The organism is Microbulbifer sp. S227A, from assembly GCF_049800935.1.
Genome location: NZ_JBNAFZ010000016.1, coordinates 1 through 23,192, shown reverse-complemented (window position 1 = coordinate 23,192; position 23,192 = coordinate 1). Strand labels below are relative to the sequence as shown.

Genomic DNA, 23,192 nt, shown 5'->3' with positions numbered 1-23,192 from the left:
CCGCATATCGTTTCGCGCCAGGGGCTCAGCGTAGCGACCGTCCTTTCCTGATCGCATCCGCACCGAACCGCGCACGGATGGCATCGGTGGCCCGTTCGGCATTGCCGCGCTGTTTCGCGCCGGGGTCCAGCAGGTCGCCCGATTTGTCGGCCTCGGCCTCGGGCACCAATTCGCTCAGCCCGCACCCCAGCAGTCGAAACGGTCCCTGGTCTGCCACCTGGTCGAACAAACCCCGCGCGGTGCGATAGATCGTATCGGCCATCTGCGTCGCGTCGCGCAGCGCGTGGCGGCGGGTCAGGCTGCTGTGGTCCGAGCGTTTGAGCTTGAGCGTGACCACCCGTCCGGCGAGATGTCTGGCCTTGGCGCGGTCCGAAACCTTTTCCGCCATTCGCCACAGGTGGCCATCCAGCAGGTCGGGATCGCCGGTGTCTTCGAAAAAGGTGGTTTCGTTGCTGATCGATTTCACCGGCTCATGCGCCGAGACGTGGCGGCGGTCCTGTCCGCGCGCAAGGTGCCAGAGGCGCTCTCCCATGGCGCCGAACCGCGCCGACAGGTCTCTGCGTTCCCACCGTAGCAGGTCGGAAAAGGTGCGGATTCCCGCCCTTTCCAGCGATGCCTGTGCCGCGGGGCCGATGCCCCAGATCAGGCGCACGGGCTTGTCATGCAGGAAATCGGCGGTTTCCGCCTCGCCGATCACCGAGAAGCCGCGCGGTTTGTCGAGATCCGAGGCCACCTTGGCCAGGAACTTGTTATGGGACAGCCCGATCGAGCCGGTCAGGCCAAGCTCGTCCTTCATGCGCTTGACCAGCCGCGCCAGCATCACCGCCGGCGGCGCGCCATGCAGGCGGGTGGTGCCGGTCAGGTCAAGGAACGCCTCGTCCAGCGACAGCGGCTGAATCGCCGGGGTCAGCTCTTGCATCATTGCCCTGATCTGGCGGCTGGCCTCGACATAGGCGCTCATGCGGGGTTTGATGATCACCGCTTCGGGGCATAGTTTCAGCGCCTGGAACATCGGCATTGCCGAGCGTACACCGCGTATGCGCGCGATATAGCACGCCGTCGACACCACCCCCCGCCGGCCGCCGCCGATGATCACCGGCTTGTCCGCGAGGTCGGGATTGTCGCGCTTTTCCACCGAAGCGTAAAACGCATCGCAATCCATATGCGCGATCCCGAGGTCGAACAATTCCGGATGCCGCAGCACGCGCGGGCTGGCGCATTTGGGGCAGCGGCGCATGTCGCCTTGTACCCGGTGCAGGCAATCTCGGCAGAGGGAGGGCATGATGGAGGTGTCCGTTACGGAAATCGTTACTATATCGGCACATGGTACAGCAGGATGCTTTGCCACGTCAGCGCAATTTTCAGGAGGTCCAGCACGATCATGGAATTTTCCGGTGCCAAGCTGGCCCTGTTCTTGGGGCCCGATCTTTTGGTGATCCGCCGTGATGACCGGCCGGACATCCCCTGGCCGAACCACTGGGACCTGCCCGGCGGCGGGCGCGAAGGCAACGAGACCGCCGCGCAATGTGCCTTGCGCGAGACCTATGAAGAGGTCGGCCTGACCCTGCATGAACATGATCTGGTATGGGCGCGTCACTACCCGCGATCGCATGGAACGGTCTGGTTCTTTGCGGCGCACGGGCCGCGCCGGATGCAGGAGCAGATCGTATTCGGCAACGAAGGGCAGGGGTGGAGCCTGATGCCGGCCCGCACCTATTGCGACCACGAATTGGCGGTGCCGCACTTCGCCGAACAGCTCCGCTTGTACCTGGCCGAGACAAATGGTCGAAGCGTATGACAGGCTGGGTTTGTGGAAAGACCCCCCGCTGCTGAAGCGGGGGGAGGTAACGAACCACAGGAAGAAAAGGTTCGTTGGGGAGTATCCGTTGACCTAACGTCACCTAATTTTGCCGAATTGAAAAGTCCGGAATGCCCGACTCGGGAAACACAACTCCAGAATGTGCTTTTGGGGGCACAGCCGGGTAATAATATTACCCGCTCGCTGCGCTTGATCGCTACAGGTCGGCCAGTTCGGTGAGAATCGCCTGTGCGGCGGCGCGCGGATCGGCGGCGGTCCAGACCGGGCGGCCCACCACGATATGATCGGCCCCGTCCGCGATTGCCGAAGCCGGGGTGGCAACCCGCTTCTGGTCGCCAAGCGCCGCGCCGGCGGGGCGCACTCCCGGTGTCACGATCAGCCTGTCCTGCGCCTCGGGCAGGGCGCGGATGGCGGCGGCCTCCTGCGGGCTTGCGATGATCCCGTCGGCCCCGGCCGCCAGCGCCCGGGCGGCGCGTTCGACGACCAGGTCGGAAACCGCGCCGGGGATGATCATGCCGTCATCCAGGTCACCCCGGTCCAGCGAGGTCAGGATCGTTACCCCCAGGATCTTCAGGTTGCTTCCTGCCGCGCCTTGCTTGGCGGCGCGAACCACATGCGGATCGCCATGAACGGTCAGGAAATCCAGATCGTATTGCGCGAGGCCCCGCACCGCCGCTTCGACCGTCGCGCCGATGTCAAACAGCTTCATGTCAAGAAAGATGCGTTTGCCATGCTCGGCCTTCAGTTCGTTGGCAAGCGCCAGCCCGCCACCGGTCAGCATGCCCAGGCCGATCTTGTAGAAACCGACCGCATCGCCGATCTGATTGGCGAGTTCCAGCCCCTGCAACGCATTGGGGACATCAAGTGCAACGATCAGGCGGTCATCGGACATCGCGGGCTCCGTATCATGGGGGCATGGGGTTGCGCCTGTCTATGTCCGTTGAGGACCCGGGGCAAGCGGATCGGGCCATGGGCGCGGATCCGGTTGAATTTGACGGAAAAAGACCGCCAATCGGGGTTGAACGGCGCGCCGTATGTCCCAAATTGGATACGAGGCCCATCGGGTGCGTGCTGCCAAGCGGGCGCAACCCAGTCAGGGCGCTTGGAAAAGGAGAGAAAGATGGACTTGAACAAGTTCACCGAGCGTGCACGCGGGTTCGTGCAGGCGGCGCAGACAATTGCACTGCGCGAGGGGCACCAGAGGCTCGCCCCCGAACATATTCTCAAGGCATTGATGGATGACGATCAGGGGCTGGCCAGCAACCTGATCAGCCGTTCCGGCGGCAATCCGGGGCGCGTGGTCGAGGCCGTTGACCTGGCCGTCTCCAAGATACCGCAGGTCAGCGGCGACGCGGGTCAAATCTATATGGACAGCGGCACCGGCAAGGTCCTGGCCGAGGCCGAGGCGATTGCCACCAAGGCAGGGGACAGTTTCGTGCCCGTCGAACGGCTGTTGATGGCGCTCTGCATGGTCAAGTCCAAGGCCAAGGAGGCGCTGGATGCGGGCCATGTCACAGCGCAGGGTCTGAACACGGCAATCAATGACGTGCGCAAGGGACGCACCGCCGACACCGCCACGGCGGAAGAAGGCTATGACGCGCTCAGAAAATATGCCCGTGACCTGACCGATGCGGCGCGTGCCGGCAAGATCGACCCGATCATCGGCCGCGACGAGGAAATCCGCCGCGCGATGCAGGTGCTGAGCCGCCGGACCAAGAACAACCCGGTGCTGATCGGGGAACCCGGCGTGGGCAAGACCGCCATTGCCGAGGGCATGGCGCTGCGCATCATCAATGGTGACGTGCCCGAATCCCTGCGGGACAAGAAGCTGCTGGCCCTTGATATGGGCGCGCTGATTGCCGGGGCGAAATATCGCGGCGAGTTTGAAGAGCGGCTCAAGGCGGTTCTGACCGAAGTGACCGAGGCCGCGGGCGAAATCATCCTGTTCATCGACGAGATGCACACCCTGGTGGGGGCCGGAAAATCCGACGGCGCAATGGATGCGGCCAACCTGATCAAGCCGGCGCTCGCGCGGGGTGAATTGCACTGTATCGGCGCGACCACGCTGGACGAGTATCGCAAATATGTCGAAAAGGACGCGGCCCTTGCCCGCCGGTTCCAGCCGGTGATGGTGCAGGAACCCACCGTCGAGGACACCATCAGCATCCTGCGCGGCATCAAGGAGAAATACGAGGTTCACCACGGCGTCGACATCTCCGATGCCGCCCTGGTGGCCGCCGCGACTCTGAGCAACCGGTATATCACCGACCGCTTTCTGCCTGACAAGGCGATCGACCTTGTGGACGAGGCCGCCAGCCGCTTGCGGATGGAGGTGGATTCCAAACCCGAAGAGCTTGACCAGCTGGATCGCCAGATCCTGCAAATGCAGATCGAGGAAGAGGCGCTCAAGCTGGAAGATGACGCGGCCAGCCGGGATCGGCTGGAGACCCTGCAAAAGGATCTTGCCGAGCTTCAGGAAAAATCCGCCGGGTTGACCGCCCAATGGCAGGCCGAACGCGACAAGCTGGCCGGCGCGCGCGAGCTCAAGGAGCAGCTGGACCAAAAGCGGGCCGAGTTGGAGATCGCCAAGCGCGAGGGCAACCTGGCCAAGGCCGGCGAACTGTCTTACGGGGTTATTCCCGATCTTGAGAAAAAGCTACAACAGGCCGAGGAATCCGAGGCCAGCGGGGTCATGGTCGAGGAAAAGGTCCGCCCCGAACAGATTGCCTCGGTGGTCGAACGCTGGACCGGCATCCCGGTGAACAGGATGCTGGAGGGCGAGCGGGAAAAGCTTCTGAGGATGGAAGACGGCCTGCACAAGCGGGTGATCGGTCAGGATGTCGCGGTGCGCGCGGTGTCGAACGCGGTGCGCCGGGCGCGGGCCGGGTTGCAGGATGAGAACCGCCCGCTGGGCAGTTTTCTGTTTCTTGGGCCGACCGGGGTGGGCAAAACCGAACTGACCAAGGCGCTGGCCGAGTTCCTGTTTGACGATGATGCCGCGATGGTGCGTATCGACATGTCTGAATTCATGGAGAAACACAGCGTTGCTCGCCTGATCGGCGCGCCTCCGGGCTATGTGGGCTATGACGAGGGCGGCGTTCTGACCGAGGCCGTGCGGCGGCGGCCCTACCAGGTTGTGTTGTTTGACGAGGTGGAAAAGGCGCATCCGGACGTGTTCAACGTGCTGTTGCAGGTTCTGGATGACGGGGTGCTGACCGATGGGCAGGGCCGGACGGTCGATTTCAAGCAGACGCTGATCATCCTGACTTCGAATCTCGGGGCGCAGGCGCTGAGCCAGTTGCCAGAGAACGCCGATGCCGCCGAGGCCAAGCGCGACGTGATGGACGCGGTGCGGGCGCATTTCCGGCCCGAGTTCCTGAACCGTCTGGACGAAACCATCATCTTTGATCGTCTGAACCGGGCGAATATGGATGGCATCGTCGATATTCAGCTGGCGCGGCTGAAAAAGCGCCTGGCCGGTCGCAAGATCGACCTGACGCTGGACGAGTCGGCGCGCAAATGGCTCGCAGATGAGGGATATGACCCGGTGTTCGGGGCGCGTCCGCTGAAACGGGTGATCCAGCGCGCGTTGCAGAACCCGTTGGCCGAGGCGCTGCTGGCCGGAGACATTCGCGATGGCGACACGGTTCCGGTTGCCGCCGGGGCGGATGGGCTGATCATTGGCGAGCGGCTGGGCACCTCCGAACGGCCCCGGCCGGATGACGCGGTCATCCACTGATCCGACCATGTTCCGCGGGTCCCGGCGTGATGCCGGGGCCCGTTTTTTGCGTTTGAAGGCGGGATGCGGGCAGTGATTGCACCAGCCCCGATTGACGGATTGTGAAACATTTCCACGGTACGGGACACGTCACCGTGAAATTTTGCAGCACTTCTTGCAGCCTCACGATTCCGCACACATCTGTGATCGGGAACGCAAGCCAGGCCCAGCCAGCCGCTTCCCGTTATCCGCGCCGCTGACGGCGGCGGGTTCGCGGGGTGGGCCGAAGGTGCCACCGGCCGAGGTCAGATAGGAGAACTGCGCGATGCCACAACTCAAGAAGATCCTGTTGGTGGATGATGACGACGACCTGCGCGAGGCTCTGAGCGAACAGTTGATCCTGACCGAGGATTTCGATGTATTCGAGGCCGGGGACGGCCAGGGCGCGATGGAGCGCAGCAAGGAAGCCCTCTATGACCTGATCATCCTGGATGTGGGGTTGCCGGACACGGACGGGCGCGAACTGTGCCGCCTGATGCGCAAACAGGGGGTGAAATCGCCGATCCTGATGCTGACTGGACATGACAGCGACGCGGATACGATCCTGGGGCTGGATGCCGGGGCCAACGATTACGTCAGCAAGCCGTTCAAGTTCCCGGTGCTGCTGGCGCGTATCCGGGCCCAGTTGCGCCAGCACGAGCAATCGGAAGACGCGGTGTTCCAGCTTGGGCCTTATACGTTCAAGCCGTCGATGAAGATGCTGATCACCGAGGATGACCGCAAGATTCGCCTGACCGAAAAGGAAACGAGCATTCTGAAGTTTCTTTACCGTTCGACCGATGGCGTGGTCGCCCGCGAGGTGCTCTTGCACGAGGTTTGGGGCTATAACGCGGGCGTCACCACGCATACGCTCGAGACCCATATCTATCGCCTGCGCCAGAAAATTGAGCCGGACCCCTCGAATGCGCGCCTGTTGGTGACGGAATCGGGCGGATATCGGCTTGTTGCCTGACATGAAATATTTACTTTTTTCATGCTACACGTTATGGTTGAAATGATTGTTGCGGTTCACAGACACCACGTCGCTGTGCTGCTATAGTCAGAGCATCCCGCGTATGTCCGGGCAATGACATACAACCTCCCTGTTGGACTGGGCCGGGTCTCGTACCCGGCCTTTTTTTATGCGCAGGGGCGGGGGCGACGGCGATGGGGGCTCGGGATGCAATTTGGCGCTGGCCTCGCCGGGGCGTGGCGCATAGGTTTGCGCAAATTTCTGAGGATGGGAACCCGCCTATGAGCTTTTCGCTGGCCACATGGAACATCAACTCGGTTCGGCTGCGCGAACCCATCGTGCTCAAGCTGTTGCAACAAGAGGCCCCCGACGTGCTCTGTTTGCAGGAATGCAAATCGCCGGTGGACAAGATCCCGACCGAAGGCTTTGCGGCGCTTGGCTATACCCACATGGTTGCGCGCGGGCAAAAGGGGTATAACGGGGTCGCCATCCTGTCACGGTTGCCAATCGAAGAGGCCGGAGACAGGGACTTTGCCGGGCTCGGCCACGCCCGGCATATCGCCGCGCGGCTGGAGAACGGTGTGACGATCCATAATTTCTACGTGCCGGCGGGCGGCGACGTGCCGGATCGGGAAAAGAACGAGAAATTTGGCCAAAAGCTCGATTATCTCACCGAAATGCGCGATTGGTTCCATGCGGAGAAACCGGAAAAATCCATCTTGGTCGGAGACCTGAACATCGCTCCGCGCGAAGATGATGTCTGGAGCCACAAGCAGCTCTTGAAGGTGGTCAGCCACACCCCGATCGAGGTGGAACACCTGGCCCAGACCCAGGATGCCGGTGGCTGGGTGGACATAACACGGCAGGATATTCCCGACGGTCAGCTCTATAGCTGGTGGTCTTATCGCGCGCGCGACTGGTCGGCGGCGGACAAGGGGCGGCGGCTTGATCATGTCTGGGCGACGCCGGATATATCCTCGGCCGGACATTCCAGCCGCGTCCTGCGGGACGCGCGCGGCTGGGAAAAGCCTAGCGATCACGCCCCGGTGTTTGCCACGTTCGATTTGTGAAACACGCCGCGTCGCAACGGCGCGCGGCGGTTCGGTTCAGCCAAGCAATGCGCTCGCTCTGCGGCCCGTTCCGGCCGGGCGCAAAAGAAATGTGATCCGTATTCCCCGCCGCTGCGTAGTCTGTTTATGTTGACACAGACCGCATCCATCGGGCAGCGCCCGCGCCGTGTCCGCACGGCCCTCCGCGAGGACAAGACCGCCGTGCCGCAGCCAAATGCCGACCTGTCGCAGCAAACACTCTGGATGATCGCGGTGCGCGATGATCGGGACCGCAACGCGTTCTGCGCGCTGTTTGATTTCTTTGCGCCACGGCTCAAGGGGTTCATCATGCGCTCGGGCTGCTCGGCGCATCAGGCGGAAGAGATCGTGCAGGAGGTAATGCTGACCGTCTGGCGCAAGGCCGCGATGTTCGACCCCCATCGCGCGCAGGTTTCGGCCTGGATCTACCAGATCGCGCGCAATCGCCAGATCGACATCGCGCGCAAGGAACGCCGCCCCATGCCCGAAGAGTTGCGCGAGGAGCCCGGTGCCGAGCCGGATGCCAGCCAGATTCTCGGGCTGGAACAGGAAACCGGCCTTTTGAAACAGGCACTGGCCCGGCTCAGCTCCGAGCAGCGCGAGATGATCGAGAAAGCCTATATGGGCGAAATGACCCACCAGGAAATCAACGCACAGACCGGGGTTCCTTTGGGAACCATCAAGTCGCGCATCCGGTTGGGGTTGCAACGCCTGAGACATGAACTGAAGGACCTCAAGTCATGAGCGTCATAAATCATCACGTTCCCGATGCCTTGCTGGCCGCTTATGCAGCCGGGAACCTGCCGCATGCCTTTGCGGTTGTCGTGGCCAGCCATGTATCCATGTGCCCGCAATGTCGCGCTGGGCTTCAGGCGCATCAGGTGGTTGGCGGCGTGTTGCTGGAAGAGACCGAAACCGTTGCGGTGTCGGCGGGGATGAAGGATGACATCCTGTCCCTGCTAGACGCGCCCTATACGCCCGAGCCGGTTTATGAGCGCTCGGGCGTCTATCCGGGGCCGGTGATGCAGGCGCTCAAGGGGCGCGCGCCGCGTTGGAAAACGCTGGGCATGGGGGTGCGCCAGGACATCCTGTCCGAGGACCGGCACGGGTCGGTTCGGCTGCTTTACATTCCGCCGGGACAGGCGGTGCCCGATCACGGCCATAATGGCATGGAACTGACCCTCGTGTTGCAGGGCAGCTTCAGCGACGAGACCGGGCGGTTTGGCGTTGGCGATCTGGAAATCGCCGATGAAGAACTCGAACATACTCCCGTTGCCGATCCGGGCGAGGCCTGTATCTGTCTGGCGGCAACCGATGCGCGGCTGCGCTTTAACGCCATGCTGCCACGGTTGCTGCAACCGATTTTCAGAATCTGAACCAACCACCACTCACGGCACGTTCAGATGCCGGGATCACGGGTTTGTCCGTGATCCCGGCCCTTTTCCGTTGCGGTTCCGGTGGCGGCTGCATCTCGGTCGGGGGTCAGCGCCCGCGATAGACCAACCAGTCGGGCAAATGGCGAAGACCACGGATTGCCCAGGAAAACGGAGCGGGAAAATCCGTGCGAAACCGCCGCTTGCGCATGGCTCGGATGACCCGGTCCGCCGCGTGTTCGGGGGTCATCAGCATCGGCATGTAAAACGCGTTCTGTGCCGTCAGCCGCGTGTCGATAAAGCCGGGATTGATCACGCGGACGCGTACACCCGTGCCGCGCAAATCAAATCGCATGGTTTCGGCAAGGCTGATCAGCGCGGCCTTGCTGGCACCATAACCGATGGCGGCGGGCAATCCGCGATACCCGGCGAGCGAACCGATCAGCGTGATGTCTCCGTGCCCCTGCGCCGTGAAATTCGGTACGATCTGCCCCAGAACGCGCATGGCCCCCATGAAGTTGACGTCGCACATCGCAAGGGCCGCGTCGCTGTTCCAATCGGTCGTGCGCATCGGCTCATACGAGCCGGCATTGTAGATCAGCCCATCCAGATGGCCGACCTTGTCGCAGGCGCGCCGGACCGAGTCCGCGTCGGTGACATCCATTGGCAGGCTGCGCGCGTTGTTCAGGGTTTCACAGAGGCTGTCCAGCCGCCCGGCATTGCGTGCGCTCAGGATCAGCTGCGCGCCGCGAGCGTCCAGCCGGCGGGCCAATGCACGGCCAAGCCCTTCGCTGGCTCCCACCAGCCATAAGGCCTTGCGGTCAAGCGGCGTCATCCTGCCGTGTCCCCATGGCCCCGCCCGTCGGACAACAGCGCGGCGGGCGGCGGTTGCCGGCGCAGGAACGGCGCGCGTTTCATCGCGAGGATCATTGCCTGCCAGTGGATCAGCGCCAGAACCCGTGCCGCGCCCAACGGCCGCCGCAGCGCCGCGCCCAGCAGGGACCGGTTTGTTGCCCTGCGCCGCGTGCCGGACAGGGTCGCCAGCACGCCTTGATCGCCGTTCTCATATGAAATGCGGATGTTGATGGCGCTGTCGGTCATGCCGAAATTGAACAGGTATCTACCCTGCACCTGCTGAAACGGCGACACATGCATGCGTTTCTCGGCGATCATCCGGTCGGATGCGGTGATGGGGCGAAAATCGTCGTGGGCGCAAAAATAGCAATGCCGCTGGCCAAAGGTGCTGTTGACCTCGGCCACGAAGGCGTGCGGTGCCCCGTCAACCATGGCGATCCAGAAGCTGACCGGATTGAATTGAAACCAGAGGAATCCGGGCTGGGTGAGCAGCAGGAGCCGTGCATTGCCGTGGTCAAACCCATGCGCCGCCAGCACCTCGCGAAACCAATCGACGCCCCGGCCCTCGCCGCGTGCGCCACCGTGATCCCGGTCGCGAACCGACCACAGGTTGAACCGGTTGCGCGAGATCGCGGCGGGCCAGCCGGGGCCAAAATCGGTCAACACGTAATCGACGCCATAGGCAAAGGCGTTTTTCAACGCGCCCCGTCGGCTGTGATGGGTTGTGGCGGCGACATGTTCGATCATTGCGCGTCTAATACGCCCGGCGACGCGGTCCGGATCAATCCCGCGCCAGGATTTCTTTGACATTCGAATGATCCGAGCGGCCCGCTGACACGTAATTGCTTCATAACGATTGAGAATGAGGACAGAATGCTGGATCAGACCCAGGGGCCACGCAGGAAGATTGCCATTGTCGGAGGCGGGATTTCCGGAATGTCCGCCGCCTATTACCTTGCCCCTTACCATGATGTGACCCTGTACGAGGCCGCCGCGCGCCTGGGGGGACATGCACGTACCGTCATCGCCGGGCGCAACGGAGATCAGCCGGTCGATACCGGTTTCATCGTGTTCAACTATGCGACCTATCCCAATCTGACCCGGCTGTTCCGGGACTTGGACGTTCCCGTCACCAAGAGCGAGATGAGCTTTGGGGCCAGCATCGACAACGGGCGGTTTGAATACGGGCTGACCAACCTCGGATCGATCACCGCGCAGAAGCGCAACCTGTTGCGGCCCCGCTATTACAAGATGATCGCCGACATCCTGCGTTTCGGCAAACGGGCCGAAGCGGCGGCGCAGAGTGACGACATGACCATCGGTGAACTGGTGTGCGAACTCGGGCTGGGCAACAGTTTCCGCGAGCACTACCTGATGCCCATGTGCGGCGCCATCTGGTCCACGCCGATCCACGAGGTCGACCAGTTTCCCGCAAGATCGCTGGTGCGGTTCTTTCGCAACCATGCGCTGCTCGCCGGTTCGGCGGAACACCAGTGGTGGACGGTCAAGGGGGGCAGCATCGAATATGTCAAACGCCTCGAGGCGGCGCTGCTGGCGCGTGGGTGCCGCATCCACAAGGGGATGGCGGTGCAAGGCGTGCGCCGTGGCGCGCAGGGGGTCGAGATACAAGCCGCGGGGGCAGAGGCCGGCCTGTTTGATGACCTGATCCTCGCCTGCCATTCGGATCAGTCGATGAAAATCCTGGGCAGCAGCGCCACAGCGGCGGAAACCGGTGCCCTGTCGCGCCTGCGGTATCAGCCCAACCGCGCGGTTCTGCATTGCGACGTAAGCCAGATGCCCCGCCGCCGTGCCTGCTGGTCAAGCTGGAGCTATCACTCGCAAGAGGGGAAGATTGGTGTCACCTACTGGATGAACCGGCTACAGGGCATCCCCGAGAGCGATCCGCTGTTTGTCACCCTGAACCCCTCGCGCGAAATCCCCGGCGACATGATCTATGACAGCGTCGATTTCGACCACCCGGTCTTCGACAAGGCGGCGCTGGCCGCGCAGCGCGACATTGTCGATCTGCAAGGCCGGAACCGCACCTGGTTCGCGGGCGCGTGGAACCGCCACGGATTTCACGAAGACGGAATCGCCAGCGCCATGCGCATCGTGCGCAGGTTGAATGACCCCTACAACCAGAAAGGAATGCCCCATGCGCGTGACCAACAGGGCTCTCAAGACGAACTTCCTGTCAACTTGCGCGCGTGTGCGTGACGGGCAGCTTCTGCTGCGGACTCCCGAGGGAGAACGCTATCATTTCGGCACGCGCGGACCCGAGGCCGAGATAACCATTCGCGATTGGGCGGCGGTATCGGCGCTGGCGGCGCATGGCCAGGTCGGGCTGGGCGAGAGTTACGTGCAGGGGCTCTGGGACACGCCGTCGATCGAAGGGTTGATGTCGGTTGTCATGCGCAATCGCGATCACCTGGCGGAGTATGACCGCGCCGGGCCGCTAAGCCGGGCCAGGTTCCGGATGGTCGATACGCTGCTGCGCGCCAATTCGCGGCGGGGGGCACGCAGGAATATCCGCTCGCATTACGATGTGGGCAATGAATTCTACGGCCTCTGGCTGGACGACGGCATGACCTATTCCTCGGGCCTCTTTGCCGATGGCGAAACCGATCTTGGCCGGGCGCAAACCCGCAAGAACGCGCGGGCCCTGTCGCGGCTGGGGCCGGGTGACCGCGTCCTGGAAATCGGCTGTGGCTGGGGTGGTTTTGCCGAACAGGCCAGCGCCGAAGGCCGCGCGGTGACCGGCGTGACCATTTCGCCGAACCAGCACAGCTATGCGGATTCGCGCCTGGACGGGCGTGCCGATATCCAGCTGCGCGACTATCGCGACATCCGCGGCACCTATGACAACATCGTATCGATCGAGATGATCGAGGCCGTCGGCGCGCGCTACTGGCCCAGCTATTTCGCCGTTCTCAAGCGCAGCCTGGCCGAAGGGGGTCGTATCCTGTTGCAGGCGATCACCGTGCGGGACGGTTACTTCGAGCGCTACCGCACGTCGTCGGATTACATTCGTCAATATGTGTTTCCGGGCGGCATGCTGTTGTCTGACGCGGTGATCCGCGCACAGGCCGGGGCGGTGGGGCTCAAGGTACGGGACAGTTTTGCCTTTGGACCCGATTACGGAAGAACCTGCCGGATCTGGGCCGACCGGCTGCGCGCGCAAAAGCGGCGGATTTCCGGGCTGGGCCATGGCGAGGGGTTCTTGCGCAACTGGCAATATTATCTTGAGAGCTGCGCCGCCTCCTTTGCCATTGGTCATACCGATGTCGTTCAGGTTGAGCTGTCCCATGCTTAGGGTTGTTTGTGTCTGCGCCGCGATGCTCGTGCCGTTGGTGGGGCAGGCCTCTGTCATCGCCGGCACCCTGCCAGGGGCCGAACTGCGGGGCGAAGCGGTGTTCCGGCTGTTCGGTTTTCCGCTCTACAGGGCCCGGCTCTATACTCCGACCGGCGCGCCGTTGGACTGGGGCCGCGATTTCGCGCTTGAACTGACCTATCTGCGCGACCTGAGCCGGGGTGACCTGACCGAGAGCACCCTGCGCGAGCTTGAACGGACCGGTGGGGCATTGCCGCTGCGCCGGCAATTGGACCGGTGCTTTGCGGATGTGCGCAGCGGCGACCGGTTTACCGCCGTTTCGCAAGGGCAGGACCGGATCGGATTCTGGTTGAACGGGCAACGGACCTGCACGTTGCAACATCCCCGGATCAAAACCCGCTTCATGGCGATCTTTCTGGGCGACAATACCCGCTCGCCCGGCTTTACCCGCAAGCTGCGGGGCGAATGATGGTCTATCCGCGGGTCAGTCTCTATGCGCTGATGCTGGCTGCCGCCGGGATTCCGCTCTATATCCACCTGCCGCGCTTTGCCTCGGTGAACCTCGGCATCGGGCTGGGGACGATCGGGACCGTGCTGTTGCTGATCCGGCTGGTGGACCTGGTACAAGACCCCTTGATCGGCTGGGCAATCGATCGCTGGCCCCGGGCACAAATGGCATTTGCGGTCGCGGCGGCACTGGGTCTGGCCGTCGGGTTTCCAGCGCTGTTCATGCTACATGGCGGACCGCATGTTCTGATCCAGCTGGTCGCGATCCTGATCCTGTTATTCTCGGCCTACAGCCTGGGAATGATCCTGCTGTATGGTCGCAGCGCCACCTTGGCCCAAGACGCATCGGAGGACGGGCTGATGACACTCGCCGCCTATCGCGAGGGCGGCATGCTCGCCGGTGTGGTCATCGCGGCGATTGCGCCTACGGTGTTTGTGTCGCTGGGCGCGGGGTCACAGGGTTATCCGGCATTCGGGTTGTTCCTTGGGGCCATGGCGCTGGCCTCGGTGGCGGCGTCGCTGCCGATCTGGCGGCGTCCGGTTGTGCTTGGCGCGCGCCTGTCGCTCGCGGCCCTGGGCGAGGCGGGGGCGTTGCGGCTGTTGTTGCTTGCCCTGGTCAACAGCCTGCCGGTGGCGATCACCTCGACATTGTTCCTGTTTTTTGTCGAAGACCGGCTCGGGCTGGCGGGTGCGGCGGGGCCGTTGCTGATCCTGTTCTTTCTCAGCGCCGGGCTGAGCGTGCCGCTCTGGACCCGGCTCAGCCACAAATCGGGGCCGCGGGCCACGTTGTTGATCGCCATGCCGCTGGCGATACTCGGCTTTGTCGGCGCGGCGTTCCTCTCAGCCGGGAACCTGTTGGGCTTTGCCATCATCTGCGCACTGTCCGGTGCCGCCCTTGGGGCCGATCTCGTGATCCTTCCGGCGATGTTTTCGGTGGCCCTGACGCGCGCCGGGCTGCGCGCCTCGCAGGCGTTCGGCATCTGGTCTTTCGCGGGCAAGCTGGGGCTGGCATTGGCCGCGTTCTCGGTGTTGCCGCTGCTCCAGAGCCATGGTTTCGAACCCGGCACCGACAATGACGCCACGGCGCTTGGTGCGCTGAACTTCTGTTACGCGGTGATCCCCTGCATCCTGAAACTCGGCGCTATCGGGCTGGTCCTGGCGCTTCCGGCAAAGGAACGACCTTCATGAAACTCCTGATTGCGCTGCTTCTGTTCGGGTTTGCGGTCATCGTGGTCAAGACCATGTTCTTCAGCTTTCGCGCCCAGTCGCCCGCCGACTATGCCGACACCGCCCCGGCCTTTTCGCTCAAGACACACCTGTCGGGGCCGATCCTGTCCGAGGGGCTGATCTATGGGCCGGATGGCCGAGTCACCAGTCGCTTTACCGCCCAGATGCATGGCACATGGGAGGGTGACACTGGTACCTTGTCCGAGGCATTCACCTATTCCACCGGGCGCAAGCAGAACCGGAAATGGTTTCTGACGCTGGGGCCGGATAACAGCTTTACCGCAACGGCGGATGACATCGTGGGCACGGCGCGGGGCGTTGTCTCGGGGGCGACCGTGCGGATGGATTACAAGATCATCCTGCCGCCGGAGGCCGGTGGCCATGTGTTGACGGTGACGGATTGGCTGTATCTCACAGATAACGGCGTCATCCTGAACCGCTCGGAACTGCGCAAATACGGGTTCAAGGTGGCGGAACTGCTGGCGACGATGCGCCCCGACCCGGAACGCTAGGGGCTGGAAAGCCTGTCCCAGATGCGGTTCGCGACCTCGTTCTGTTCGGCGGATGCAAGGCGCATCGCGTGGATCGACGACAGGATGCCATAGGTTTCCGGCGCGAGCGCCACCAGATCACCGCTGGCGACCCAACCTGCCGCATAGTGGTTGGGGATGAGCCCCACATGGGTTCCCGCGAGGGTCAGATAGGTGGTGGATTCGATGTTGCCCTGCGAAATCTCGGCATTCTCGTCCAGCAGATACAGATCGAGGCTGTCATCCAGCGGGTTACTGAGAAAGCTGTGGGCCGAGATCTTGGCCGTCTTGAGCGCGGCAAACAGCGCGTCAGGATCGGCGATGCCCGCGCAATCATGGGCGGGGCTGCAATAGAGCCCGCTCCATTCGTCATATAGATGCAGGGTTTCGAAATCGTCGGGCATCCGCTCATCCTGCGCGATGCCGGCAACCGCGATGTCCAGCCGCCCGGCGCGCAATTCGGTCAGGCAGTCGAGATAATCATAGACCCCGATCCGCGTGCGCATGTCGTCAAACTCGGCGGCGGCCGACCCGATCACCGCCGGCAGCGGGTTGTTGCGATCCGTCAGCAGGCAATCGACCACCCCGATTCGCAGCCGCTGGCGGGGGCGTCTGCCGATTTCCACAAGACGGTCGGCATAGGAATCCAGATGCGCGAGCAGCTGGTTGGTTTCCCCGAGCACCTCTTGCCCGTAAGGCGTCAGCGAAAATCCCCGCCTGCCACGTTCGCAGAGGCGGACGTTCAGGCGTTGTTCCAGATTGGCGATATGCGAGCTGATGGCGGGCTGGCTGATGCCCAGTTCGTCCTGTGCGCGGACAAACCCACCGGCCTCGGCCACCGCCTTGAAGACCCGCAGCAGCCGCAGATCGATATCCGACAATCGCAAGGGCATTCCTTTCCCAGTGTCCGCCGGAAATGTAGGCCAGATGCCCGGTGCATGTCGATTGGGTTATGAATGCATCACCTGAACGATATGGAACCTCCGGGGACATCTTCCTAGGGTTCTTGAAATCGAAATTTCCCGACACCAGCCCCGTCATTCGAACCAGATAACAGGAAGGCCCAACATGTATCGTCCGAATTCCTTCATTCTCTCTGCCAGCCTTCTGGCATTCTCCGCGAGCGCGGGATTTGCCGAGGAACTCACCGTCAGCGCCTGGGGCGGGTTCTTCGAAGAGACCCTCAAGGCCGAGGTCTATCCGGGCTTTACCGAGGAAACCGGTATCGAGATCCGCTCGATCGCCCAGCCCGCCGACCAGGCGTGGCTGACGCAGCTGACCAATGCCGCCCGGGCGCGCACGGCCCCCGCCGACCTGTCGCTGGTGGCGGACGAGGTTCTGATCCGGGGCCAGTCGATCGGCCTCTGGGCCACGCTGGACGCGGAAAACATTCCCAATACCGCAACCCTTGCCGATGGCTTTACCAAGACGGATGAGGACGGCAACCTTTACGGTGTCGGCGCGCTTTCGTGGTTTACCACCTTTGTCACCAATACCGATCAGGTGTCCGATCTGCCGGCCAGCTGGGCCGATCTCTGGACGCGCGACTGGGACGGTAAGTTGGGCCTGACCTCGAATTCCAACAGCGGGCTGATGGAGGTCGTGGCGCAGACCTTCTTTGGCGGTTACGAAGTGATGGAAACCCGCGAGGGGTTGGAGCAGGTCATCGAAAAGATCGCCGAACTCAAGCCGCAGGTGCAGCTGTGGTATCGCGACGAGGGCCAGTTTCAGCAAAGCCTCGAAGCGGGCGAACTTGTCGGCGGCCTGTATTACCACGACGTGACCATGTTGTCGGCGGCGGACGGATTGCCGGTGGCGTCGACCTTCCCGCAAGAGGGCGGCATCCTGGGCGATGCCTATTGGATCGTACCGCGTGACTCCGAACACGTGGCGGCGGCCGAAAAATTCATCAACTACATGGCCCGCCCCGACGTGCAGGCAAAGCTGGCCCGCACCCTTGGCGTCGCGCCTGTTGCGCAGCGGGACACGATGGATCTCAGCGACGAGGAATTCGCCGCCGTCGGCAGCGCGGGCACCCCGATCCGTGTGCAGACCGAGATTCACCTGCGCGAAAGCGACTGGCTGTCGGATCGTTATCTCGAAATGATCTCGCGTTGAACGAACCCGGCGCGCGCCACGGTGGTGCGCGCCAACATATACCCCAGACACCAAGGAGGCAGGCCGATGGCAACGCTCGCTCTGAAGAATGTGGAAAAGACCTTCGGGACCTACCAGGCTCTCAGGAATGTTGATCTCGATATCCGGTCAGGCGAATTCATCTGCCTGCTGGGTGGCTCGGGATGTGGCAAGACAACGCTGCTGCGCATCATCGCGGGGCTCGACATCCAGACATCCGGCGCGCTGCTGCTGGATGGCGAGGATCTGAGCCGCGTGGAGTGTCACAAGCGCAATATCGGCATGGTGTTCCAGAGCCTCGCGCTGTTCCCGCATCTGAATGTCGGCGAGAACATCACCTATGGTCTGGATATTCGCAAGGTGCCAAGAGAGGCGCAACAGGCCCGCGCCGAAGAGCTGCTCGAGGTGGTCGGCCTGTCCGGGCTGGGCAAGCGCCCTGTTTCCGCATTGTCCGGCGGCCAGCGCCAGCGCGTTGCCATCGCCCGCGCCCTGGCCATCGAACCGGTGCTGTTCCTGATGGACGAACCGTTCAGCGCGCTGGATGCCGGGCTGCGCGAGCACTTGCAGATCGAGGTCAAGAAGCTGCAACGCCGCCTGGGCGTGACCACGATTTTCGTCACCCATGACCAGAACGAGGCCATGTCGATTGCCGACCGCATCGTCATTCTGAACGAGGGCCGGATCGAGCAGGCCGGCACGCCAACCGAGGTATACGCCCGGCCCAGAACCGAATTCGTCGCCGAGTTCATGGGCACCAACAACATCATCACGCCCAGCTTTACGCCGGGCGGCGACGCGATGCTGGACGGCGTGTCCCTGGGGCGGCCGAGCGGTGACATGGCCGCGCTCGAAGGGGCGCACAAGGTGGCCATCCGGCCGGAATACCTGCGGCTCCGACCGGTCTCGGGCGACGGCTCCGGGCTGATCGGGACGGTGAATTTCGTGCGACTTCTGGGGGCATCGGTCGAAACCGAACTGGCCGTCGGGGATCGCACCATCGTTCACACCATGGTCAGCGACCGCGCCCCCGAGTTCGACGTGGGCGATCGCGCCGAAATCAGCTTCGATCTCGACCGCGCCTGGGTGATCCCGTCATGACCCGCACAGCCATCCCGTATCTCATCGGAGCCTTCCCGTTGGCCATGCTGGGGATCTTTTTCCTCGGGCCGCTGGCCTTCATGGTCGTTGTCAGCTTTTTCGAACGCGACCCGCTGGGTTTTTACAACGTGGCCTTTGTCTGGGACAATTACGCCAAGTTCTTCTCGTCCTTCTATTACACGGTGTCCATGCGCTCGCTGTGGTCTGCGTCGCTCGGGTCGCTGCTGGTGGTGCTCCTGGCCTTTCCGGCAATGTACATCATCGTCGACCTGCATCGCCGCTGGCAGCTTTTCTGGGCAATCCTGCTCTTGTCGCTGATGTGCCTGAGCGAAGTCATCATCGGGTTTGCCTGGCTGATCCTGTTCTCGGAAAACTCGGGCATCCCGAAATTCCTCGGCTGGGTCGGGCTTTGGGACGAACCGCGCTCGCTGTCGCCCAGTTTCGGTGCCATGCTGGTCGGGTTTGTCACCCTGGGCTTTTCGCTGGTGGCGCTGATGTTCTATCCGGGCATGGCCCAGCGGGACCGCAGCATCGAAGAGGCCGCGCTGACGCTTGGCACGCCGCCGGCGCGGGTGTTCACCAAGGTGGTGCTGCCCAATTTCATGCCGGCCATCATATCGTCGCTGGTCACCATGTTCGTCTATTTCCTGGGCGTGTTCGTGATGCCGACGATGCTGGGCCGCCCGCAGGACTGGAACATGACCGTCATCATCACCGACAAGGCGGTGGGCGATGCCAACATGCCGCTTGGCGCGGCGCTGTCGGTCATCATGCTGATCTTCACATTGATCATAATCGGCGGGCTGATGCTGGCCTCGCGCCGGGGAGCGAAATCATGACCGACCTGCTCAAACGCCTGTTTCTCTTTGGTATTGCCGCCGGGCTGATCCTGCCGTTCCTGATCGTTGCCGGCGTGTCGATCAACGCCGACAGCAACATCTCATTCCCGCCAAGTGCGCTGTCGGCGCGTTGGTACACGGTGCTGTTGACCGAGCGCGACTGGCTGATCCCGATCCGCAATTCGCTGGTGATCGCCGCGTTTGCCGGGTTGATCGCGGTGAGCATCGCGCTGGCAGCGAACTATGTGCTGTGGCGTCTGAAATCCGGCTTTGGCAGGGCGGTCTTTGCACTTGGCCTTGGTCCCTTCATGCTGCCCCCGATCATCATTGCCATGGGTGCCAGCGTTTTCTGGGCCGAGATGGGCTGGTACGGGCGCGCCGAGGCCACGGTGATCTCGCACGGGGTGTTCTTCGTGACGCTGCCGCTGGTGATCATCGCGCGGGGCTTTGCCGCCCTGTCGGATGATGTCATCGAGGCTTCGCGGACGATGGGGGCAACCCCGTTGCAGACCTTTACCAAGGTGATCTTTCCGCTGGTCCTGCCCTATGTGATCACCGGCTATGCTCTGGTCGCGATCATCAGCGTCAACGAATACCTGATCTCCTACATGGTGTCCGGCTTTGCGGTGGAAACCCTGCCGATCCGCATCTTCAACAACGTGCGATATGGCTACACCCCGGTGGTGGCCTCGGCGGCGATGGGTTTTGCCCTGCTGACGATCGGCGTGCTGCTGGTGCTGGCCTCGATCACCGACCTTCTGAAACTCCTCGGGGCCTCGCGCGACTGATCCGCGCCGCCCATTCTGAACTGGAAGAGACCCATGCAAACACTGACCCGGCAAGACCTGGAAGACATCCTCTATGGCGCGGCGATCCTAGGCACCGGCGGCGGCGGCGAGATCTCCGAGGGCCTCGCGATGATCGATGACGCCCTCGCGCGGGGCAAGCAATTCAACATGGTCAGCCTTGACGAGGCACCGCAGGACGCGCTGGTTTGCACGCCCTACATGCTGGGCGCGATATCCGCGCTGCCACCCGAGGAAGAACGCCTCTATGCGCGTCTGCCCCGCTCCGGCAAGCCCGAGATCCTGGCGGCCTACAGCCGGTTCGAGGATTATCTCGGGCGCAAGTTCTACGGCACGATTTCCTGCGAGCTGGGCGGCTCCAACACGGCAACGGCATTCTATGCCGCGGCCATGTCGGATGCCTATATCATCGATGCCGACCCGGCGGGCAGGGCGGTGCCGGAAATCACCCATTCGACCTATTACATCAATGGCCTGCCCGCTGCTCCCATCGTCATGGCGAACGAGTTTGGCGAGGCGATCATCTGCGAGAACGTCATTGACGACGCCCGTGCCGAACATGTGGTGCGCGCGTTGTCAAAGGTCAGCCGCAACAATATCGCGGCCATCGATCACGCGCTGGAAATCCGCGAAATCCGCGACGCGATCATCCCCGGCGCGATCAGCCTGGCGCTGGACATGGGCCGCGCCTGGCGCGAGGCCCGCGATGCCGGGCAAGACACGAGCGCGACCATCGCGCGGCAGGGCGGGGGCTTTGTCGCCTTTCGCGGCGCGGTGTCGGCCAGCGATTGGGAAACCCGTGACGGCTTTACCTTTGGCAACGTGTCCATCGACGGCGCGGGCGACTTCGCGGGCAAGGCGTATCGGATCTGGCTCAAGAACGAGAACATGGTGGGCTGGCTGGATAACGAGGTTCACGCCACAATCCCCGACCTGATCTGCATGATCGACACCGATAGCGGCGAACCGGTCACCAACCCGAACTATTACCAGGGCCAGCAGGTTGCGGTTGTTGTTCTTCCCGCGCCTGCGCCGTTTACGACGGCGAGGGGGTTGGAGGCGTTTGGGCCGCGCTATGCGGGGTTGGACCGCGAGTATCGTCCAGCGGTTGTATGAGTCCGGCCGGGTGCTCGGGGGGTCACCCGGCCGGAGCCGCTTCACAGTTTCCCGGTGAGTTCGGGGACGGCTGTGAAGAGGTCGGCGACGAGGCCGAAATCGGCGACCTGGAAGATCGGGGCCTCTTCGTCCTTGTTGATGGCGACGATGATCTTGCTGTCTTTCATGCCGGCGAGGTGCTGGATGGCGCCCGAGATGCCGATCGCGACATAGAGATCGGGGGCGACGACCTTGCCGGTCTGGCCCACCTGCCAGTCGTTCGGCGCATAGCCCGAATCGACCGCCGCGCGCGAGGCTCCGACGGCGGCGCCCAGCTTGTCGGCGAGGCTCTCGATCAGCGCGAAATCCTCTTGCGAGCCGACGCCGCGGCCGCCGGAAACCACCACCCCCGCCGAGGTCAGCTCGGGGCGATCGCTCTCGGCAACCTTGTCCTCGACCCATTCCGACAGGCCCGGATCCGCCGCCGCCGACACGGTCGCAACCGTGGCCGACCCGCCGTCACCCGCCGCGTCAAAGGTCGAGGTGCGGATCGTCACGACCTTTTTCGCATCGCCCGATTTCACCGTCTGGATCGCGTTGCCCGCATAGATCGGGCGCTCGAACGTGTCGCCGTCGACAACCCCGGAAACGTCGGAAATCACCATCACGTCCAACAGCGCGGCCACCCGCGGCATCACGTTCTTGGCGTCGGTCGTGGCCGGGGCAACGATATGTTCATACTCTCCGGCCAAGCTGGCAATCAACGCTGCCGTCGATTCGGCCAGGCGGTGGCCCAGGCTGGCATCCTCGGCCACCAGAACCCTGGATACCCCCGCGATCTTCGCGGCGGCCTCACCCGCGGCGGCGGCTGAGGCGCCACAGCACAGCGCGGTCACATCGCCCAGCATGGTTGCGGCGGTCACCGCCTTTGCCGTCGCGTCCAGCGCCAGTTCGCCATCCGTAACCTCGGCAAGCAAAAGTACAGCCATTATACAGCCCCCACTTCCTTGAGTTTCGCAACCAGCTCGTCCACCGAACCCACCTTGATCCCCGCGGCGCGGGCCTCGGGCTCGGCGGTCTTGACGATCGACAGGCGCGGCGCCACGTCGACGCCGTAATCCGCCGCCGTCTTTTCATCCAGCGGCTTTTTCTTGGCCTTCATGATGTTGGGCAGGCTGGCATAGCGCGGCTCGTTCAGGCGCAGGTCCACGGTGATGATCGCCGGCATCCTGACCTTGATGGTCTGCAGGCCGCCATCCACCTCGCGGGTCACCACCGCGCTGTCGCCATCGATGCCAAGCTCGGAGGCAAAGGTGCCCTGGCTCCAGCCCAGCAGCGCCGACAGCATCTGACCGGTGGCGTTCATGTCGTTGTCGATCGCCTGCTTGCCACAGAGCACCAGGCCGGGCTGCTCTTCATCCACGATCGCCTTGAGGATCTTGGCCACCGCCAGCGGCTCGATATCGCTGTGAACGTCATCCGCGGCCACCACCAGGATCGCCCGGTCCGCCCCCATCGCCAACGCCGTGCGCAGCGTCTCCTGGCTCTGCTTGACACCGATCGAAACCGCCACGATCTCATCCGCCTGGCCCGCTTCCTTCAAACGGATCGCCTCTTCCACCGCAATCTCGTCAAACGGGTTCATCGACATCTTGACATTCGCAAGATCAACACCGCTTCCGTCCGCCTTCACTCGAACCTTGACGTTATAGTCAATCACGCGCTTGACAGGCACCAATACCTTCATATGCGTCTCTC

General features: G+C 63.2%; 23 protein-coding genes. 16 read left to right on the top strand and 7 right to left on the bottom strand.

Annotation, left to right across the window (positions count from 1 at the left end; genetic code table 11):
* Positions 1 to 25: 25 nt before the first annotated feature.
* Positions 26 to 1,282 carry a DNA polymerase IV gene (locus ACP15R_RS23570; RefSeq protein ID WP_424988385.1) on the bottom strand — a complete coding sequence of 419 codons (1,257 nt, stop codon included), beginning with the start codon at positions 1,280 to 1,282 and terminating at the stop codon, positions 26 to 28.
* A gap of 99 nt (positions 1,283 to 1,381) precedes the next feature.
* On the opposite strand from ACP15R_RS23570, the gene ACP15R_RS23565 reads away from it, so the two are divergent.
* Entirely contained in the window at positions 1,382 to 1,798 is a 417-nt protein-coding gene (locus ACP15R_RS23565; protein WP_424988384.1) for an NUDIX hydrolase, read from the top strand.
* Between the two features lie 217 nt (positions 1,799 to 2,015).
* Here ACP15R_RS23565 and pyrF read toward each other — a convergent pair whose 3' ends face one another.
* On the bottom strand, positions 2,016 to 2,711 hold the full coding sequence (gene pyrF, locus ACP15R_RS23560; protein WP_424988383.1) for an orotidine-5'-phosphate decarboxylase: 696 nt from the start codon (positions 2,709 to 2,711) through the stop codon (positions 2,016 to 2,018).
* A gap of 228 nt (positions 2,712 to 2,939) precedes the next feature.
* On the opposite strand from pyrF, the gene clpB reads away from it, so the two are divergent.
* From clpB to ACP15R_RS23535, 5 genes are all read left to right on the top strand, one after another.
* On the top strand, positions 2,940 to 5,558 hold the full coding sequence (clpB, locus tag ACP15R_RS23555; protein WP_424988382.1) for an ATP-dependent chaperone ClpB: 2,619 nt from the start codon (positions 2,940 to 2,942) through the stop codon (positions 5,556 to 5,558).
* 304 nt (positions 5,559 to 5,862) lie between these two features.
* Positions 5,863 to 6,549: a response regulator transcription factor gene (locus tag ACP15R_RS23550; protein WP_424988381.1), complete on the top strand. Its 687-nt coding sequence runs from the start codon at positions 5,863 to 5,865 to the stop codon at positions 6,547 to 6,549.
* A gap of 281 nt (positions 6,550 to 6,830) precedes the next feature.
* On the top strand, positions 6,831 to 7,619 hold the full coding sequence (locus ACP15R_RS23545) for an exodeoxyribonuclease III (RefSeq protein WP_424988380.1): 789 nt from the start codon (positions 6,831 to 6,833) through the stop codon (positions 7,617 to 7,619).
* A 126-nt stretch (positions 7,620 to 7,745) separates the two neighbouring features.
* A complete protein-coding gene (locus ACP15R_RS23540) occupies positions 7,746 to 8,381 on the top strand; it encodes a sigma-70 family RNA polymerase sigma factor (protein WP_424988379.1) in 636 nt (211 codons plus the stop codon).
* Complete coding sequence (locus tag ACP15R_RS23535) at positions 8,378 to 9,013, top strand: ChrR family anti-sigma-E factor (protein WP_424988378.1); 636 nt, start codon at positions 8,378 to 8,380, stop codon at positions 9,011 to 9,013. The genes ACP15R_RS23540 and ACP15R_RS23535 overlap by 4 nt, the downstream gene beginning before the upstream one ends.
* Before the next feature lie 106 nt (positions 9,014 to 9,119).
* Here the strand turns inward: ACP15R_RS23535 and ACP15R_RS23530 are convergent, their stop codons facing one another.
* Both ACP15R_RS23530 and ACP15R_RS23525 read right to left on the bottom strand, forming a co-directional pair.
* A complete protein-coding gene (locus tag ACP15R_RS23530) occupies positions 9,120 to 9,845 on the bottom strand; it encodes an SDR family NAD(P)-dependent oxidoreductase (protein WP_424988377.1) in 726 nt (241 codons plus the stop codon).
* On the bottom strand, positions 9,842 to 10,675 hold the full coding sequence (locus tag ACP15R_RS23525; RefSeq protein WP_424988376.1) for a DUF1365 domain-containing protein: 834 nt from the start codon (positions 10,673 to 10,675) through the stop codon (positions 9,842 to 9,844). The genes ACP15R_RS23530 and ACP15R_RS23525 overlap by 4 nt, the downstream gene beginning before the upstream one ends.
* A 63-nt stretch (positions 10,676 to 10,738) precedes the next feature.
* Here ACP15R_RS23525 and ACP15R_RS23520 point away from each other — a divergent pair, with 63 nt between their 5' ends.
* From ACP15R_RS23520 to ACP15R_RS23500, 5 genes are read left to right on the top strand one after another with little or no spacing between them, the layout of a single operon-like run.
* Positions 10,739 to 12,082, top strand: coding sequence for an NAD(P)/FAD-dependent oxidoreductase (locus ACP15R_RS23520; protein WP_424988375.1), 1,344 nt, complete (start codon positions 10,739 to 10,741; stop codon positions 12,080 to 12,082).
* Positions 12,021 to 13,178, top strand: a complete 1,158-nt coding sequence (locus tag ACP15R_RS23515) for a class I SAM-dependent methyltransferase (protein WP_424988374.1) — start codon at positions 12,021 to 12,023, stop codon at positions 13,176 to 13,178. Before ACP15R_RS23520 ends, ACP15R_RS23515 begins: the two co-directional genes overlap by 62 nt.
* Complete coding sequence (locus ACP15R_RS23510) at positions 13,171 to 13,665, top strand: chalcone isomerase family protein (protein ID WP_424988373.1); 495 nt, start codon at positions 13,171 to 13,173, stop codon at positions 13,663 to 13,665. The genes ACP15R_RS23515 and ACP15R_RS23510 overlap by 8 nt, the downstream gene beginning before the upstream one ends.
* Positions 13,662 to 14,891, top strand: coding sequence for an MFS transporter (locus ACP15R_RS23505; RefSeq protein WP_424988372.1), 1,230 nt, complete (start codon positions 13,662 to 13,664; stop codon positions 14,889 to 14,891). The genes ACP15R_RS23510 and ACP15R_RS23505 overlap by 4 nt, the downstream gene beginning before the upstream one ends.
* Positions 14,888 to 15,442: a DUF3833 domain-containing protein gene (locus tag ACP15R_RS23500; RefSeq protein WP_424988371.1), complete on the top strand. Its 555-nt coding sequence runs from the start codon at positions 14,888 to 14,890 to the stop codon at positions 15,440 to 15,442. Before ACP15R_RS23505 ends, ACP15R_RS23500 begins: the two co-directional genes overlap by 4 nt.
* Here the strand turns inward: ACP15R_RS23500 and ACP15R_RS23495 are convergent.
* Complete coding sequence (locus ACP15R_RS23495) at positions 15,439 to 16,353, bottom strand: LysR family transcriptional regulator (RefSeq protein ID WP_424988370.1); 915 nt, start codon at positions 16,351 to 16,353, stop codon at positions 15,439 to 15,441. The genes ACP15R_RS23500 and ACP15R_RS23495 overlap by 4 nt on opposite strands.
* 175 nt (positions 16,354 to 16,528) lie before the next feature.
* Between ACP15R_RS23495 and ACP15R_RS23490 the strand changes: the two genes are divergently transcribed.
* The 5 genes from ACP15R_RS23490 (at position 16,529) to ACP15R_RS23470 (ending at position 21,455) form a co-directional block, all read left to right on the top strand.
* Complete coding sequence (locus ACP15R_RS23490) at positions 16,529 to 17,578, top strand: ABC transporter substrate-binding protein (protein WP_424988369.1); 1,050 nt, start codon at positions 16,529 to 16,531, stop codon at positions 17,576 to 17,578.
* A 66-nt stretch (positions 17,579 to 17,644) separates the two neighbouring features.
* A complete protein-coding gene (locus tag ACP15R_RS23485; RefSeq protein WP_424988368.1) occupies positions 17,645 to 18,694 on the top strand; it encodes an ABC transporter ATP-binding protein in 1,050 nt (349 codons plus the stop codon).
* A complete protein-coding gene (locus ACP15R_RS23480; protein WP_424988367.1) occupies positions 18,691 to 19,533 on the top strand; it encodes an ABC transporter permease in 843 nt (280 codons plus the stop codon). The genes ACP15R_RS23485 and ACP15R_RS23480 overlap by 4 nt, the downstream gene beginning before the upstream one ends.
* Positions 19,530 to 20,321, top strand: coding sequence for an ABC transporter permease (locus ACP15R_RS23475; RefSeq protein WP_424988366.1), 792 nt, complete (start codon positions 19,530 to 19,532; stop codon positions 20,319 to 20,321). The genes ACP15R_RS23480 and ACP15R_RS23475 overlap by 4 nt, the downstream gene beginning before the upstream one ends.
* Positions 20,322 to 20,354: 33 nt before the next feature.
* On the top strand, positions 20,355 to 21,455 hold the full coding sequence (locus tag ACP15R_RS23470) for a DUF917 domain-containing protein (RefSeq protein ID WP_424988365.1): 1,101 nt from the start codon (positions 20,355 to 20,357) through the stop codon (positions 21,453 to 21,455).
* 41 nt (positions 21,456 to 21,496) lie between these two features.
* Here ACP15R_RS23470 and ACP15R_RS23465 read toward each other — a convergent pair whose 3' ends face one another.
* Entirely contained in the window at positions 21,497 to 22,423 is a 927-nt protein-coding gene (locus ACP15R_RS23465) for an electron transfer flavoprotein subunit alpha/FixB family protein (RefSeq protein ID WP_424988274.1), read from the bottom strand.
* A complete protein-coding gene (locus ACP15R_RS23460) occupies positions 22,423 to 23,181 on the bottom strand; it encodes an electron transfer flavoprotein subunit beta/FixA family protein (RefSeq protein ID WP_424985798.1) in 759 nt (252 codons plus the stop codon). Before ACP15R_RS23460 ends, ACP15R_RS23465 begins: the two co-directional genes overlap by 1 nt.
* Between the last annotated feature and the right edge of the window lie 11 nt (positions 23,182 to 23,192).

Bases quoted from the DNA above. Each gene is read 5' to 3' on its own strand.
- ACP15R_RS23570 (WP_424988385.1), bottom strand. From the start codon at position 1,282: ATGCCCTCCCTCTGCCGAGATTGCCTGCACCGGGTACAAGGCGACATG.
- ACP15R_RS23565 (WP_424988384.1), top strand. From the start codon at position 1,382: ATGGAATTTTCCGGTGCCAAGCTGGCCCTGTTCTTGGGGCCCGATCTT.
- pyrF (WP_424988383.1), bottom strand. From the start codon at position 2,711: ATGTCCGATGACCGCCTGATCGTTGCACTTGATGTCCCCAATGCGTTG.
- clpB (WP_424988382.1), top strand. From the start codon at position 2,940: ATGGACTTGAACAAGTTCACCGAGCGTGCACGCGGGTTCGTGCAGGCG.
- ACP15R_RS23550 (WP_424988381.1), top strand. From the start codon at position 5,863: ATGCCACAACTCAAGAAGATCCTGTTGGTGGATGATGACGACGACCTG.
- ACP15R_RS23545 (WP_424988380.1), top strand. From the start codon at position 6,831: ATGAGCTTTTCGCTGGCCACATGGAACATCAACTCGGTTCGGCTGCGC.
- ACP15R_RS23540 (WP_424988379.1), top strand. From the start codon at position 7,746: ATGTTGACACAGACCGCATCCATCGGGCAGCGCCCGCGCCGTGTCCGC.
- ACP15R_RS23535 (WP_424988378.1), top strand. From the start codon at position 8,378: ATGAGCGTCATAAATCATCACGTTCCCGATGCCTTGCTGGCCGCTTAT.
- ACP15R_RS23530 (WP_424988377.1), bottom strand. From the start codon at position 9,845: ATGACGCCGCTTGACCGCAAGGCCTTATGGCTGGTGGGAGCCAGCGAA.
- ACP15R_RS23525 (WP_424988376.1), bottom strand. From the start codon at position 10,675: ATGTCAAAGAAATCCTGGCGCGGGATTGATCCGGACCGCGTCGCCGGG.
- ACP15R_RS23520 (WP_424988375.1), top strand. From the start codon at position 10,739: ATGCTGGATCAGACCCAGGGGCCACGCAGGAAGATTGCCATTGTCGGA.
- ACP15R_RS23515 (WP_424988374.1), top strand. From the start codon at position 12,021: ATGCGCGTGACCAACAGGGCTCTCAAGACGAACTTCCTGTCAACTTGC.
- ACP15R_RS23510 (WP_424988373.1), top strand. From the start codon at position 13,171: ATGCTTAGGGTTGTTTGTGTCTGCGCCGCGATGCTCGTGCCGTTGGTG.
- ACP15R_RS23505 (WP_424988372.1), top strand. From the start codon at position 13,662: ATGATGGTCTATCCGCGGGTCAGTCTCTATGCGCTGATGCTGGCTGCC.
- ACP15R_RS23500 (WP_424988371.1), top strand. From the start codon at position 14,888: ATGAAACTCCTGATTGCGCTGCTTCTGTTCGGGTTTGCGGTCATCGTG.
- ACP15R_RS23495 (WP_424988370.1), bottom strand. From the start codon at position 16,353: ATGCCCTTGCGATTGTCGGATATCGATCTGCGGCTGCTGCGGGTCTTC.
- ACP15R_RS23490 (WP_424988369.1), top strand. From the start codon at position 16,529: ATGTATCGTCCGAATTCCTTCATTCTCTCTGCCAGCCTTCTGGCATTC.
- ACP15R_RS23485 (WP_424988368.1), top strand. From the start codon at position 17,645: ATGGCAACGCTCGCTCTGAAGAATGTGGAAAAGACCTTCGGGACCTAC.
- ACP15R_RS23480 (WP_424988367.1), top strand. From the start codon at position 18,691: ATGACCCGCACAGCCATCCCGTATCTCATCGGAGCCTTCCCGTTGGCC.
- ACP15R_RS23475 (WP_424988366.1), top strand. From the start codon at position 19,530: ATGACCGACCTGCTCAAACGCCTGTTTCTCTTTGGTATTGCCGCCGGG.
- ACP15R_RS23470 (WP_424988365.1), top strand. From the start codon at position 20,355: ATGCAAACACTGACCCGGCAAGACCTGGAAGACATCCTCTATGGCGCG.
- ACP15R_RS23465 (WP_424988274.1), bottom strand. From the start codon at position 22,423: ATGGCTGTACTTTTGCTTGCCGAGGTTACGGATGGCGAACTGGCGCTG.
- ACP15R_RS23460 (WP_424985798.1), bottom strand. From the start codon at position 23,181: ATGAAGGTATTGGTGCCTGTCAAGCGCGTGATTGACTATAACGTCAAG.